This is a genomic window from Kitasatospora sp. Ki12 (assembly GCF_054601375.1).
This window is the reverse complement of the sequence record NZ_BAAIHT010000003.1, coordinates 1,851,150-1,865,241: the sequence shown is the minus strand read 5'-3', so window position 1 is coordinate 1,865,241 and position 14,092 is coordinate 1,851,150. Positions and strand designations below refer to the sequence as shown.

The window sequence follows — 14,092 nt, the reverse complement described above, 5'->3', positions numbered from 1 at the left end:
GGCGGAAAGTTCCACCGGCCCGGCCCCTGGCGCCGAAAAGCTCCATTCAGCTCGGCGCCACCGCCAGGGCCTTGCTCGTGTTCGAGTCGCTCCCCTCGCCGTCGCCCGTGGCTCCGCCCGCGACCCTGCCCGCGACTCCGCCCGCGCCCTTGTGCATCGAGGCCAGCCCCGCCAGCAGTCCGCTGACCGCCGGGGTCCACGGTCGGCCCGCCGGCCCGGTGAGGGTGAGCCTCCGGTGGACGGCGGGCCGGATCGGGACCAGTACGCAGTCGGCCGGGAGCATGGTCAGTGCCAGTGCGGGCATCACCGACACCCCGACACCCGCGTTCACCATGCCGATCAGGGTGTTGAGGTCGCGGATCCGGTGCCGCGGCGAGAAGCGGGTGCCGGCCCGCCGATAGGCCTCCCGGATGTGGCGCTCGCAGCCGCCCTCGGAGAGCAGGAAGTCGTCGTCCTCCAGCTCGGTCACATGGATGGTCTCCTGCCCGGCGAGCGGGTGGTCGCGGCGCAGCAGGGCGTGCATCGAGTCGGCGCCGAGCGGGACCGCTCCGGGCTGCGGCGGCCCGGCGTCGACCAGGACGGCGGCGTCCACCGTGCCGGCCTCCAGCCAGGTGGCGAGCTCGGCGTCCTCGCCCTCGAAGACCCGGACGGTGAGCTGCGGGTAGGCCGCCTTCCAGTCCCGGAGCAGCCCGGGCAGCAGCGCCTGGCAGACGGTGGCCGGCGCGGCCAGCCGGACGGTGCCGGTCAGGCCGCCGGCGTGCTGGGTGGCGACGGTGCGCACGGCGGCGGCCGCGGCGACCGCAGTACGGGCGTGCGGCAGGACCTGCCGGCCGAGCGGGGTCGGCCGGCTCGGGTTGCCGCGCAGCAGGACGGGCGCGTCCAGGGCCCGCTCCAGGGCGGCTACGGCGTGCGAGACGGCGGACTGGCTGATGCCCAGTTCGTCGGCGGCCGCGCCGAAGCTGCCGGTGTCGGCGACCGCGATGAGGGCCCTGAGCTGTGCCAGGTTGACGTCCGTGGTCATCGGACGTCCTGGTACCTGTGACCTGGGGACATGAGACTTCCTCATCCACGTCGGACTGCCACTTGTTGGACTCATGCTCGGGCGCCGGAGCACCCTCTGTCCAGGTGCAGGGAACACGGGAGGAATGCGGGGGTGGTTGCGGTGCGGCGCTGGTTGCCGGGTTTTGCGGCACTGTCGGCGATCTGGGGTGCGAGCTTCGCCCTGATCAAGGTGGCGGTCGACGCGGGGGTGCCCCCGGTCTGGGTGGCGCTGTGGCGGTGCCTGCTGGGCGCGGTCACACTGGGAGCCGTTCTGCTGCTGCGCGGCGAGAGGGTGCCGCGCGACCGTGCGCTGTGGGGGCACTCGGCGGTGGTCGCGGTGCTGCTCAACACCGTGCCGTTCATCCTGTTCCCGTTCGGCGAGACCAGGATCAGCTCGGTGCTGGCCGGGGTGATGAACGCGACCACTCCCCTGTTCACCCTGCTGTTCGCGGTGCTCACCGTCCCCGAGGAGCGCCACCCGGGCGCCCGCCGGCTCATCGGGCTCGCGCTGGGGTTCGCCGGGGTGCTCGTCGTGTTCGGGGTCTGGCGCGGCATCGGCTCCGGTGAGGCCGCCGGGGGCCTCGCCTGCCTGGCCGCCGCCTGCTGCTACGGGGCGGGCTTCGCCTACCTGCGGCGGTTCCTGTCCGGGCGACCGGAGTCGGTCACCACCCTCTCCGCGCTCCAGATCGGCTGTGCCGCGGCCGAGTTGGCCGTCATCGCGCCGCTCGCCGCGGGTGCCCCGCACTGGCCGGGGGCCGGCCCGGCCGTCGCCCTGCTGGTGTTCGGCGCCGTCGGTACCGGCCTGGCGTACCTGCTCAACCTCGGTCTCGTCCGGACCGCGGGCACCACGGTGGCCTCGGCTGTCACCTACGTGATGCCGCTGTGGTCCACCGCGATCGGCGCGCTGTTCCTCGCGGAGCCGGTCGGCTGGAACGCCCTGGCCGGCGGTGCCCTGGTGATCGCGGCCGTGGTGCTGGCCCGGCCGCGCCCCCGGGCCGCGACCGGCGCGGCGGACCAGGCTCCGAAGGCGCGCCAGCCCGTCCGCTAGGGCATGCGCCGCCCCGACGACCGCACGTACGAAGATGCCGCGCATGGGGATCTCCTTCCCCTTGACGGCCCCTCCCGGACAAGCCGGTGGGAACCGGGCTGATCGGACAGCCGCATTCGTACCCGATCTGACGTTCGGTGTCCACTGGATTACGGAATGTCGTCGGGCCCCGCTATGGTGGCGGCGTGGTGAGGTCGTGGGATGCGGCGGTGGAGCGGGCGCAGGACCGGCTGGCGGCGGGGCCGCGGCTGCGGGCGGTCGGCGATGGGGGCGAACGGCGGTTCGCGCTCTGGGACTTGGCGTCCCTGGTGGAGGGCGAACTGGGCGAGCTGATGGACCCGGACGGGCTAACGGCGCCCGCCGAGCGCGACTGGCGCGAGCGGCTGGGGGAGAGCGGCCGCGAGTGGCCTGGCGGCGAGCTGTACCGCCGCCGGTACTGGATCCAGGACGGTGACGGCGCCGTCGTGGGTACCGTCGCGGTGGACAACTGGACCAAGGGCCCCGGCCAACTCGCCGTCTCCTCCCTCTACGTGAGCCCGGCGGCGCGCGGGCGCGGACTGGCCGCCGGCGCGCTGGACGAGGTGTACGCGGCGGCCGCCGCCGAGGGCCTGCCCGGCTTCCGGCTGGAGGCGCACTGGACCTGGCGGCCGGCGGTCGACTACTACCTGCGCCGGGGCCTGTGGGTGGTCGGCTGGAAGCGCGCGCTCTCGCTGGCACGGATGCCCCAACTCCCCTCCTACCGGGTGCGCGAGGAGGACGGGCGGCTGCTCCTGCTGGTCGCCGACCGGCTGCACGGCTGGGTGCCGATACTGGCCGCCGGCCAGGAGGGCCGCTGGCTGCGCCTGGACGAGACGGCCGACTACCGGGGCGTCGACGGCTGGGTGCACGAGTACGCGCGCTCGACGCTGGCCCTGCACCTGGCACTGGCGGGCTTCCCGCTGGTGCGCGGGCCGCAGTGGTGGGCGGAGGCGTGGCGCTGGTCGGACGCGGGCGAGCCGGAGGGGCTGGCGTACCGGATCGAGGAGTTCGAGCGGGCCGCCCGCCGGCCGCCGTCCTCCCCGCACCGCCCGGTGCCGGTCCCCGCCCCGCAGCCTCTGCCGCAGTCCCCGCCGCGGTGTTCGGCGCAGTCCTCGGGACAGTCCCTGCCGCGGTCTCCGCTGCGGTCCCCGTCGCGGACGGCCGAGCAGGGCCCGGTGCCGGCCCCGCCGTCGGCCGCGCTGCCCGCGCCGCAGCTGGCAGACTCCGGGGATGGCTGAGATCGAGATCGACGGCGCCCCCGCCGACCCGGCGCGGCTGGCCGCGCTGGGGCTGCTCAACTACGGGCACTTCACCACCCTGCGCGCCGAGGCTGGCCGGGTCCGGGGCCTGACGCTGCACCTGGACCGGCTGGTCCGGGACTGCCGCGCGCTGTTCGCCGTCGAGCTCGACCGGGAGGAGGCGCGGGAGCGGATCCGCGCGGTGCTGCCGGCCGACGGCGCGCCGGTGACCGTCCGGGTCACCGTGTACGACCCGGCACTCGGTCTGGAGCGCCCCGCCGCCCCCGCGGCCCCCGCCCTGCTGGTCACCACCCGTCCGGCCGCGGCGGCCGGGCCCGCCCCGCTGCGGGTACGGACCGCGGTGTACCGGCGGGAGCTGCCGGAGGTGAAGCACGTCGGCCTGTTCGGCCTGGTCCACCACCGCCGGCAGGCCCAACTCGCGGGCTACGACGACGTGCTGCTGGTCGACCCGGACGGCCGGGTGACCGAGGGCGCGACCTGGAACGTCGGCTTCCTGGACGACGACGGGCTGGTCTGGCCGGAGGGGCCGAGCCTGCCCGGCGTCACCGAGGCCCTGCTGTCCGGCGCGTACCGGGGCCCGCAGTCCCGCGAGCCGCTGTCCGCTGCCGGGCTCGCCCGCTTCTCGGCCGCCTTCGCGGTGAACGCGGGCGTCGGCGTCCGTCCGCTGGCTGCCGTCGACGGCACCCTCCTCGACCCGGCCCACCCGCTGCTCGCCGAGCTGCGGGCCGCCTACCTCGGGGTCGCCGCCGAAGCGGTGTAGGGATAACCCCACCCCCGGTCCGCCGGTGACCTCCATGGTTCGGGGAGCCCGTCCTTCCTAGCGTTGAGCGTGATGACGACGAGCGACGCAGAACCGAAGGAAGGCCCCGCCATGGCACGCCGCCACGACCGCCGCAGGACCGACGAGCGCGGGACCGATCCGCACGCCACCGACGCGTACGGCGACGCTTCGTACGACGGCGTTCCGAACGTCGGCGTTCCGAACGTTGCCGCTCCGAACGTCGGCGCCCCGTACCGCGCCGACCGGTACGGTGCGGCGCAGGCGGTCCCCGCGATCGAACTGCGCGGCGTGCGTCGCAGCTACGGGCGCGGCGAGGCGGCGGTGCAGGCGCTGCGCGGGATCGACCTGGCGCTCGCACCCGGCAGCTTCACCGCCGTGATGGGCCCCTCCGGCTCCGGCAAGTCGACCTTCCTGCAGTGCGCGGCCGGCCTGGACCGCCCGGACGCCGGGGAGATCCGGCTCGGCGGCGAGGAGATCACCGCACTGAGCGAGACCCGGCTCACCAAGCTGCGCCGCAGCCGGATCGGTTTCGTCTTCCAGTCCTTCAACCTGTTGCCCTCGCTGAGCGTCGAGCAGAACGTGCTGCTCCCGCAGCGGCTCGCCGGGGAACGCCAGGACCGCGCCCGGGCCCGGGAGTTGCTGGAGCGGGTCGGTCTCGGGCAGCACGCCCGGCGGCGCCCCGGCCAGCTCTCCGGCGGCCAGCAGCAGCGGGTCGCGATCGCCCGCGCGCTGATCACCCGGCCGGACGTGGTCTTCGCCGACGAGCCGACCGGCGCGCTGGACACCCGTACCGCGCACGAGGTGCTCGGCCTGCTGCGGCAGGCCGTGGACTCCCTGGGCGCGACCGTCGTCATGGTCACCCACGACCCGGTCGCCGCCTCCTTCGCCGACCGGGTGCTGTTCCTGGCCGGCGGCGCGATCGTGGACGACCTGCCGCACCCCGGCCCGCAGGCCGTCGCCGACCGGATGGTCGCGCTCACCGCCCGCCCGGTGGGAGCGGCGGCGTGACCAACGGACTCGCCCGCGCCTCGGTGCGCTTCCGGCCCGCCTCCTTCGTGGGCACCCTGGTCGCCCTGCTGCTCGGCGCCGCAGTCGTGACGGCCTGCGGCGTGCTGCTGCAGACCGGACTGACCGCCGGCCTCCAGCCCACCAGGTACGCCTCCGCGCCCGTGGTGGTCGCGGCCGAGCAGACCGTCAAGATCCAGAAGAAGGTCGGCGAGGACACCGAGACCCAGGAGCAGGCCACCCCGGAACGGGCCCGCACCGACGCCGCGCTGGTGGGTCGGCTGACCGCCCTGCCCGGCGTCGCGGCCGCTCGGCCGGACACCGCCTTCCCGCTCACCGCCACGACCGGCGGCAGCCAGGCCCCGGCCGGCGCTCCGGCGCTGACCGGCACCTCGGCCCCGGCCGGTGCCCCGGCTCTGATCGGTCGGGGCTACGCCGCCCTCGGCATCGCCGGTCCGGCCGACCGGCTGACCGAGGGCCGCTCACCCGGCGCGAACGAGGTGGTCCTGGACGCCGACACCGCGCACGCCGCCCACCTCGCGCCCGGCGCGAACCTCACGCTCTCCGCGCCCGGCGGCACCGCGAACTACCGGGTCTCCGGCCTCGCCGCCAGCCAGGCTGCCGGCCCCACCGCCTGGTTCGCCGACACCACCGCCGACCGCCTCTCCGGCCACCCCGGCCGGATCGACGCCATCGCCGTCCAGCCCCGCGACGGGGTGAGCGCCGCCGCGCTCGCCGCACAGGTGCGCCAGGCCGTCGGCGGCGACGCGAAGGTCTACTCCGGCGACGGCCGCGGCGCCGTCGAACACCCCGCCCTCGGCGAGGCCCGGACCCTGCTGATCGGCCTCGGCGGCAGTTTCGGCGGCTACGCCACCATGACCGCGGTCTTCGTGGTGATGAGCACCGTCGCCCTCGCCACCGGCCAGCGCGCCCGCGAGTTCGCCCTGCTGCGCGCCATCGGCGCCACCCCGCGCCAGATCCGCCGCACCATCGCGGCCGAGGCGGTGCTGGTGGCCCCCGTCGCCGCGGCGCTCGGCATCCTGCCCGGCCTCGCCCTCGCCCGCTGGTGGTTCGGCCAACTGGCCGATCGCGGCGCCGTCCCGAAGGGCGTCCGCCTGGACGTCGGCCCGCTGCCGATGCTCGCCGCCGTCCTCACCTGCACCCTCGCCGCGCTGACCGCGGGCTTCCTGGCCGCCCGCCGGCCGTCCAGGCTGCGCGCCGCCGAGGCGCTCGGCGAGGCCGCCGTCGAGGCGCCCCGCCCGGGCAAGGTGCGCACCGTCCTCGGACTGCTCTTCGCCGCCGGAGGCATCGCCGTCGCGACCGTCGCCGCCTCCCTGGACGGTGCCGCGGCCGCCCAGACCGCGCTCGGCGTGGTCATGTGCCTCATGCTGGCCGTCGCCCTGCTCGGCCCCTGGGTGGCCCGGATCGCCGCCGCCGTGCTCGGCGCCCCGCTGCGGGCCGGCGGCGCGCCCGGCTCGCTCGCCGCCGACAACACCCGCGCCAACGCCCGTCGGCTGGCCTCCGCGATCACCCCGATCGTCCTGGTCACCGCCTTCTGCGGCACCCTGCTGATCCTGCAGAGCACCCTGAGCCACACCAGCGGCGCGAACGTCCGGGCCGGCGTCACCGCCGACCACGTGATCGGCGCCACCGGCCCGGGCCTGCCCGCCGGCACCGCCGAACGGGCGGCGAAGGTGCCCGGCGTGCACACCGCCGTCGGCGTGCTGCGCACCGGCCTCGTCGTCGAGAGCGGCGGCCGGCTCAGCTCCGCCCCCGCGCTCGGTGTCGACGGCGACCCGGCCCGGCTGCCCGAGGTGCTCGACCTGGACGTGCGCGGCGGCTCGCTCGCCGACCTCGGTCGCGCCACCGACACCATCGCCCTGAGCACCACCCTCGCCGACGCCCTGGACGCCGGGGTCGGCGACCGCGTCCCGCTGCGGCTCGGCGACGGCACCGCCGTACGGCCCGCCGTGGTCGCCGTGTACGACCGGGGGCTCGGCGTCGGCCAGGCCGTGCTGCCCCGGGCGGCGGTCGCCGCGCACGTCACCACCGGGTACGACAGTCAGGTGCTGGTCGCCGACGCGCCGGGCGCCGACCGTACGGCGGTGGCCGCCGGGCTGGGCGCGCTCGCCGGGACCGGCGTGACCGACCGGGCCGGGTTCGTCGCCCAGGCCGACAAGGACATGGAGCTCAGCGGCTGGGCCAACACCGTGATGGCGGGTGTGCTCGGCGGGTTCGCCGCCGTCAGCGCCGCCAACACCCTGGTGATGACGGTGCTGGACCGGCGGCGCGAGGTCGCCTTGCTCCGATTGGCCGGCACCACCCGGCGCCAGGTGCGCGGCATGATGCGCTGGGAGGCGCTGCTGGTGGCCGGGACCGGGCTGACGGTCGGCGCGGCGATCGCCTGGATCACCCTGGTGCCGGTCACCCGGGGCGTCGCCAACGCCTCCCCGTACGTGCCGCCGATGCTCGCCCTGCCGCTGGCCGCCGGAGCCGTGCTGCTCTGCCTCGGCGCGACCGGGCTGCCGGTCCGGGCGCTGCTGCGGACCCGGCCGGTGGCGCTGGCGGCGGCGCGGCAGTAGGACGGCGGGAGATGAGAGGGGCTCATGGGGGGTGGGTCATGAGCTCCTCTCATGAGGTGGGTGATGAGCTTCTCTCATGACGCGGAGCATGAGACGAGCTCATGACGCGGAGCATGAGACGAGCTCATGACGCGGAGCATGAGAGGAGCTCATGGCGCATGAGCATGAGACAAGCTCATGAGGGATGCCCTTGAGGACCGCTCAAGGGCATCCCTCGTCCGGGTGACAAAGGCGGTCCGAGCAGGCGCAATGGGGTAACCGGAAGGACCAAAGGCCTTTATTGGGGCTGATCGTGATGTCAGATCAGCTACGCTCTCGCCCGCCCCGCCCGACCGCCGAAGCAGAGAGTAGCCCGACATGAGCAGCCCCCCTGTCGCCCCCGCACCCCGCTGGCCGCTGGTCCTGCTGCGGACCACCGCCACCGCGCTGGCTCTGTTGGCCCTGCTCCAGGTCATGCTGGCCGGCAGCTTCCTCAACGGTACCTACGAGTCCCTGAAGGACCACGAGGGCAACGCGATGACGCTGGCCACCGTGGTGGTGCTCCAGCTGGCGGTGGCTGTCGCGGTGCGGTGGCCCGGCCGGGGTCCGCTCTGGCCGCTGTGGACCACGCTCCTGCTCGCCGTCGCGGTCACCGGCCAGATCGCGGCCGGCTACGCCCGCTCGCTCGGCCTGCACGTCACCCTCGGCGTGCTGCTGGTCAGCGGCATCCTGTTCGTCCTGGCCGGCGCCTGGCGGCTGCCGCTGCCCGTCCGGGCGGCGCTGCCCGGTGCGGCCCCGGACGGCAGCGGCCGGCTGCCGCGCCCCGGTGGGCCGGTGGAGGTGTCCAAGTGAACCGCCGCCGCTTCCTGGGCATCGGTGCCTCCGTGCTCGGCGCGGGCGCGCTGGTCGCCGTCGCCGTCCCCTCCGCCGCCCGGCTGTTCGCCGAGGGCCGCCCCGGGCGGCTGCTGGGCAGCGGCCTCGACCTGCCGGAGGCGTTCCGGGTCCCGCTGCCGGTCCCGGCCGTGTTGAAGCCGGTCCGTACGGAGGGCACCACCGACTACTACGAGATCACCCAGCAGGTCGCCAAGCTGGAGATCCTGCCCGGCGTGAAGACCGAGGCCTGGACGTACGGCGGCAGTTTCCCCGGCCCGACCGTGGTCACCCGCTCCGGGCGGACGACGGTGGTCAAGCACCGCAACGAGCTGCCGGTGCCGTCCGTCACCCACCTGCACGGCGGGCACACCCCGGCGGACAGCGACGGCTACCCGGTGGACCTGCTGCTGCCCGTCGGATCGTCGGCGGACGCCGCCCAGGGCGCGGCCGGCATGGCGGGGATGCCGGGCATGGCGGGCATGCCCGGGATGCACCACGCGGCCGGTCGCAACGTCGTCGGCGAGCGCAGCTACACCTACCCGGGCAAGCAGCGCGCCGCCACGCTCTGGTACCACGACCACCGGATGGGCTTCACCGGCCCCGGCGTCTGGCGCGGCCTGGCCGGCTTCCACCTCGTCCAGGACGACGAGGAGGGCGCCCTGCCGCTGCCGCGCGGCGAGCGCGACCTGCCGCTGATGATCGCCGACCGCTCGTTCGCCGCCGACGGCTCCTTCAGCTACCCCTCCAGCGACCCCGCGCTCGGCGAGCCCGGCGTCACCGCCGCGTACGCCAACGGCGTGCTCGGCGACGTCATCCTGGTCAACGGCGCCCCCTGGCCCCGGCTGGACGTCGACCGCCTCCGCTACCGGCTGCGCCTGCTCAACGCCTCCAACGCCCGCCTCTACCGGCTGGAACTCGACCCGCAGCCCGCCGGCGGCGACGCCCTGGTCCAGATCGGCTCCGACGGAGGCCTGCTGGCGGCCCCGGTCGCCCACGACGGCATCGAGATCGCCCCCGCCGAGCGCTTCGACGTCGTCGTCGACTTCTCCCGCTACGAGCCGGGCACCCGGGTGCGCCTGGTCAACCGGTTCGGCAGCGGCCGTACCGCCGAGGTGATGTGCTTCGACGTCTCCGCGAAGCAGGTGAAGGACGACTCGTCGGTGCCCGACAAGCTCGCCACGGTCGAGGACCTGAGCGCCTCCGCCGCCGTCACCACCCGCGACTTCACCTTCCGCCGCAGCCGCACCGACGGCTGGATCATCAACGGCGAGCCGTACCAGCCGGGTCAGAGCATCGCCACGCCCGCGCTCGGGACGGTCGAACGCTGGCGCTTCTCCTCCGACCTGCACCACCCGGTGCACGTCCACCTCGACCACTTCCAGGTGATCGGCCGCGACGGCAAGGACCCGGGCCCGTACGACGCGGGCTGGAAGGACACCGTGGACCTGCGTCCGGCCGAGGCGGTGGAGGTGCTGGTGCGCTTCACCGACTACGCGGGGGCGTACATGCTGCACTGCCACAACCTGGAGCACGAGGACATGGCGATGATGGCGGACTTCACCGCGCAGTGAGCCGCCGTGCGGAGACCCGCCGTGACAAGAACCGTCGCGGCGCGGTCCGCCGCACGGCGAACCGACCGGCTTCACCCGGACGGCTGAGTGCCGGAGGGCGTGCGCTGCGCCCTCCGGCACTCGTGTCCTAGCGTCGCGGGGAGGGGCACCCGCGGACCCCCGACGTCGCGGGGAGGACCGCCGACGGACGGAGCCGCCGCATGACCACTCCCGCCGAGCGCCGCCGCCGCGGCCGGGCCGCCCGCGACCGCGTCTCCCGCTCCGACCACGGCCGGTGGATCCCCGCCGCCGACCGGCCCGACCCGCTCGCCGTCCTCGAACAGCAGGGGGCGGACCGGGTCACCCGGCTGCTGCCGATCCGGTACGGGCGGATGGCCGAGAACCCGTTCGGCTACCTGCGCGGCGCCGCCGCGGTGATGGCCGCCGATCTCGGCGCCGCCCCCGACACCGGCCTCACCGTCCAACTCTGCGGTGACGCGCACCTGGTGAACTTCGGGGTGTACGCCTCGCCGGAACGCGCCCTGCTCTTCGACGTCAACGACTTCGACGAGACCTATCCCGGTCCGTTCGAGTGGGACGTCAAGCGCCTCGCCGCCAGTGTGGCCGTGGCCGCCCGCGACAACGGCCAGGACGAGCGCCGGGTACGGCGGGCCGCCCGCGCCGCCGTCGAGGGGTACGCGACGGCGATGCGCCGGCTGGCCGGCATGGGCGAACTCGACGTCTGGTACGCCCGGGTGGACACCGCTCACCTGGTGCCGCTGCTCACCAAACCCCGGCAGCGCGAGCGCGCCGAGGCCGAGCTCGCCCACGCCCGCCGCCGCACCAGCCTGCAGGCCTTCGGCAAGCTCACCGAGGAACGGGACGGGCGCCGGCGGATCATCAGCGCGCCACCGCTGATCGAACCGCTCAAGAAGACCGAACTGCACGGCATCGGCAAGGTGTTCAGCGACTACCGGGCCACCCTCGCCGAAGACCGACGGGTCCTGCTGGACCGCTACCACTTCGTGGACGCGGCCACCAAGGTGGTCGGCGTCGGCAGCGTCGGCACCCGCTGCTTCATCGTCCTGCTGGAGGGCCGGGACGCCCGCGACCCGCTGTTCCTTCAGCTCAAGGAGGCCGGACGCTCGGTGCTGGAGGACCACCTGCCGCCCGCCCTGGTCGACGCCGAGGTCGCCACCCACCACGGCGGCCGCCGGGTGGTCACCGGCCAGCACCTGATGCAGGCCGCCAGCGACATCTTCCTAGGCTGGACCACCGGCGTCGCCGGCCGCCACTTCTACGGTCGCCAACTGCGCGACATGAAGGGCTCGGTGGAGGTCGGCGACATGCGGCCCTCCGGCCTGCGCGCCTACGCCGACCTCTGCGGCCGCACCCTCGCCCGTGCCCACGCCCGCACCGGCGACCGCCTCGCCATCGCCGGCTACCTCGGCGGCGCGGACACATTCGCCGAGGCGGTGGCCGAGTTCGCGGTGCGCTACGCGGACCGGACGGGGGCGGACCACGGAGAGTTGGTGGCGGCGATCGCGGACGGCCGGATCACGGCGACCCGGGGCGTGTGAGGCCGGGGTGATTGCGGCCGGGCCGGGTGTGGCCGGCGCGTGTGAGGGCGAGGCGGTTCGCGTGCCGGTGCCCGGTCACCACGACTCGCCGGCCTTGAGGGCGGCCAGGCGCTCCAACTGATCCAGCTGGTCGGACAGTTCGAGCGCCCCGAGGCGGGCCACGACGTGCCGGGCACCGGCCGCCGTGTAACGGGCGAGCGTGGCGGCGACCTCGTCGGGGGTGCCTAGGGCGAAGGCCTGGATCCGTTCCGTGTCGGCCAGCGGCAGGCCGTAGTTGGCGCGGGTGTAGGCGTCCATGGTCCGGCGGGCGGCGCCGGCGCTGCGGTCGATCCGCACGTTGACGAAGAGGGCGGGGGTGACGGCCTCCGTCGGTCGTCCGGCCTGCCGCGCCGCCGTCCGGACGGCTTCGAGCCCGGCGGCGTAGTCGGCCGGTTCGGGTGGGTAGGGCAGCCAGCCGTCGTAGTGTCGCCCGGTGCGGGCCAGGGCCGCCGGGGTCGCGCCGCCGAGCCAGACCGGCGGGCCCCCGGCGCGGAACGGCTTGGTGGCGGGCGGGAGTTCGGCGAAGGAGTGGAACTCGCCGTGGAATGCCTCGGCCCCGGACCAGATCGCCCGCCACAGGGCGACCGTCTCGTCCAGCCGGGCGAAGCGGCGCTCCCACGGCACCTGGGACAGCTCGTGCAGCGGACGGCCGAAGCGCCCGGGGAAGCCGGCGCCGACGGCCACCGTCAGCCGGCCGCCGGAGAGCAGGTCCACCGAGGCCAGCGTCTGCGCGGTCTGCACCGGGCGGCGCAGGACCGGCAGCAGGGCGCCGGTGCCCAGTCGTACGCGTTCCGTCACCGGGGCGACGGCGGCCAGCATGGTGAGCGGTTCGATCCGCGGGCTCAGCAGGGAGTCGTTGACGAACAGCGAGGAGAAGCCCGCCTCCTCGCTGCGCCGGGCGAACCCGATCAGGTCGCGGGGGTCGTGGGCGGCCCATTGGTCCTGGCCGGTGGGGAGGAATACGCCGATGTCCATGGCACCGATGCTGGCGGGCGGCGGTGCCTGGGCTCAATTCCCCCGGGGGAATGGCGTGATGCGTGACGGGAGGGTTGGCTGGTGGCGTGGACTTCCCCCAAGCACTGCGCGAGCGCCGTACCGGCCGCCGCCTCAGCCAGCTCGACCTCGCCACCCTGGCGGGCACGACCCAGCGGCACCTGAGCTTCATCGAGTCCGGCCGTTCAGCGCCCGGCCGGGGCATGGTCGTCCGGCTCGCCGAATCGCTGGACCTGCCGCTGCGGGAGCGCAACGAGCTGCTGCTGGCCGCCGGTTACGCCCCCGTCTACCCGGAGTCGCCGCTGGACGGGCCGTCGCTGGCGCCGGTGCGGGAGGCGATCGGCCACGTCCTGGCCGGCCACCTCCCGTACCCGGCGCTGGTGGTGGACCGCCGGGGCGACGTGGTCGCCGCCAACTCGGCCCTGGACGTGATCACCGAGGGCGCCGACCCGCGACTCGTCGGCCCCGGCACCAACGCCTACCGGCTCGCCCTGCACCCGGACGGCATTGCCCCGCGCATCCTCAACTTCTCCGCCTGGGCCCGCCACATCGTCGAACGGACCAGGCATCTCGGCGAACTGCACGAGGAGTTGAGCTCGTACGTGCCCGAAGCCGAGGTGGGGGAGCAGCACTTGGGCTTCGCCGTCCCGCTGGAGCTGCGCACCTCGCTCGGCGAGCTGCACCTGATGACGACGGTCACCACCTTCGCCACCGCCGTGGACGTCACGCTCGCCGAGCTGAAGCTGGAGGCCTTCCTCCCGGCGGACGCGGCGACCGCCGAGGCGCTGCGGGGAACGGCTGCTCAGAGCCCCGGGAACTGGTAGTCGGTGGTGATCCGGCCGTCGGCGTCCAGGACGACGAACTCCTCGCCGCCGCCGACCGGTTCGCCGTCGGTCACGGTCACCATCTCCCAGCCGAAGCGGACGACGTCCCGCAGCCGTACGGCGTCCGGCCGGGCACGGAAGGTGAACTCGCCGGACGCCACGAACTCCTCGTGGGCGCGGGCGACGCGGAACTCCAACTCCTCGTAGCCGCGCGCCTCCAGGACGGGCTCGGCGAAGCCGACCCGGACGGCCGCCTCGCGGGCCTCGACGGGCGGGTGCAGCAGGTGCACGCCGCCCTCGGCCCACAGCCGCTCGATCGCCTCGCGGCGCGCGCCGGCGTCGGGCTCGGTCCACAGGGCGGCGTAGCGGTCGGCGAGTCGCTGGGCGCTGGTGGCGGCGGAAAGCTCGGTGGTCACGGGGGCTCCTCGGAAGGTTCGCTCGGTTGCGGTGCTCCCCATCCTCGGACCGGGGCGGAGGCTGGACAATTCCCGCCGGGGAATGGCCGGTTGGCGTCGGTGGC

General features: G+C 75.1%; 12 protein-coding genes. 9 read left to right on the top strand and 3 right to left on the bottom strand.

Going from position 1 to position 14,092, the window contains the following annotated elements; genetic code table 11:
• Positions 1-46: 46 nt before the first annotated feature.
• On the bottom strand, positions 47-1,021 hold the full coding sequence (locus tag ACYP53_RS38785) for a LysR family transcriptional regulator (RefSeq protein ID WP_459650847.1): 975 nt from the start codon (positions 1,019-1,021) through the stop codon (positions 47-49).
• 132 nt (positions 1,022-1,153) lie between these two features.
• On the opposite strand from ACYP53_RS38785, the gene ACYP53_RS38780 reads away from it, so the two are divergent.
• The 8 genes from ACYP53_RS38780 to ACYP53_RS38745 all read left to right on the top strand — a co-directional run bounded on the left by ACYP53_RS38780 (position 1,154) and on the right by ACYP53_RS38745 (position 11,716).
• Positions 1,154-2,089: a DMT family transporter gene (locus tag ACYP53_RS38780; protein WP_229928327.1), complete on the top strand. Its 936-nt coding sequence runs from the start codon at positions 1,154-1,156 to the stop codon at positions 2,087-2,089.
• A gap of 185 nt (positions 2,090-2,274) precedes the next feature.
• Entirely contained in the window at positions 2,275-3,345 is a 1,071-nt protein-coding gene (locus ACYP53_RS38775; protein WP_459650846.1) for a GNAT family N-acetyltransferase, read from the top strand.
• Positions 3,338-4,126 (top strand): aminotransferase class IV, encoded by a 789-nt coding sequence (locus tag ACYP53_RS38770; protein WP_459650845.1) that lies wholly within the window; start codon positions 3,338-3,340, stop codon positions 4,124-4,126. Before ACYP53_RS38775 ends, ACYP53_RS38770 begins: the two co-directional genes overlap by 8 nt.
• Before the next feature lie 111 nt (positions 4,127-4,237).
• Positions 4,238-5,155 (top strand): ABC transporter ATP-binding protein, encoded by a 918-nt coding sequence (locus tag ACYP53_RS38765; protein WP_189914015.1) that lies wholly within the window; start codon positions 4,238-4,240, stop codon positions 5,153-5,155.
• Positions 5,152-7,734: an FtsX-like permease family protein gene (locus tag ACYP53_RS38760; protein WP_189914014.1), complete on the top strand. Its 2,583-nt coding sequence runs from the start codon at positions 5,152-5,154 to the stop codon at positions 7,732-7,734. The genes ACYP53_RS38765 and ACYP53_RS38760 overlap by 4 nt, the downstream gene beginning before the upstream one ends.
• Before the next feature lie 357 nt (positions 7,735-8,091).
• Positions 8,092-8,565 carry a hypothetical protein gene (locus ACYP53_RS38755; protein ID WP_229928326.1) on the top strand — a complete coding sequence of 158 codons (474 nt, stop codon included), beginning with the start codon at positions 8,092-8,094 and terminating at the stop codon, positions 8,563-8,565.
• Complete coding sequence (locus ACYP53_RS38750) at positions 8,562-10,157, top strand: multicopper oxidase family protein (protein ID WP_459650844.1); 1,596 nt, start codon at positions 8,562-8,564, stop codon at positions 10,155-10,157. The genes ACYP53_RS38755 and ACYP53_RS38750 overlap by 4 nt, the downstream gene beginning before the upstream one ends.
• Positions 10,158-10,357: 200 nt before the next feature.
• Complete coding sequence (locus tag ACYP53_RS38745) at positions 10,358-11,716, top strand: DUF2252 domain-containing protein (RefSeq protein WP_459650843.1); 1,359 nt, start codon at positions 10,358-10,360, stop codon at positions 11,714-11,716.
• A 75-nt stretch (positions 11,717-11,791) separates the two neighbouring features.
• Here the strand turns inward: ACYP53_RS38745 and ACYP53_RS38740 are convergent, their stop codons facing one another.
• The gene (locus tag ACYP53_RS38740; protein ID WP_459650842.1) at positions 11,792-12,730 is read right to left on the bottom strand and encodes an LLM class flavin-dependent oxidoreductase; all 939 of its coding nucleotides are present in this window, start codon (positions 12,728-12,730) and stop codon (positions 11,792-11,794) included.
• 86 nt (positions 12,731-12,816) lie between these two features.
• Between ACYP53_RS38740 and ACYP53_RS38735 the strand changes: the two genes are divergently transcribed.
• The gene (locus ACYP53_RS38735; RefSeq protein ID WP_459650841.1) at positions 12,817-13,572 is read left to right on the top strand and encodes a helix-turn-helix domain-containing protein; all 756 of its coding nucleotides are present in this window, start codon (positions 12,817-12,819) and stop codon (positions 13,570-13,572) included.
• Here ACYP53_RS38735 and ACYP53_RS38730 read toward each other — a convergent pair.
• Positions 13,551-13,988: a hypothetical protein gene (locus ACYP53_RS38730; protein ID WP_459650840.1), complete on the bottom strand. Its 438-nt coding sequence runs from the start codon at positions 13,986-13,988 to the stop codon at positions 13,551-13,553. The two genes, ACYP53_RS38735 and ACYP53_RS38730, sit on opposite strands and share 22 nt — an antisense overlap.
• Positions 13,989-14,092: the final 104 nt, after the last annotated feature.

What these genes read in the sequence shown, in the direction of transcription:
- ACYP53_RS38785 (WP_459650847.1), bottom strand. Translation starts at nt 1,021, where the DNA reads ATGACCACGGACGTCAACCTGGCACAGCTCAGGGCCCTCATCGCGGTC.
- ACYP53_RS38740 (WP_459650842.1), bottom strand. Translation starts at nt 12,730, where the DNA reads ATGGACATCGGCGTATTCCTCCCCACCGGCCAGGACCAATGGGCCGCC.
- ACYP53_RS38745 (WP_459650843.1), top strand. Translation starts at nt 10,358, where the DNA reads ATGACCACTCCCGCCGAGCGCCGCCGCCGCGGCCGGGCCGCCCGCGAC.
- ACYP53_RS38755 (WP_229928326.1), top strand. Translation starts at nt 8,092, where the DNA reads ATGAGCAGCCCCCCTGTCGCCCCCGCACCCCGCTGGCCGCTGGTCCTG.
- ACYP53_RS38770 (WP_459650845.1), top strand. Translation starts at nt 3,338, where the DNA reads ATGGCTGAGATCGAGATCGACGGCGCCCCCGCCGACCCGGCGCGGCTG.
- ACYP53_RS38765 (WP_189914015.1), top strand. Translation starts at nt 4,238, where the DNA reads ATGGCACGCCGCCACGACCGCCGCAGGACCGACGAGCGCGGGACCGAT.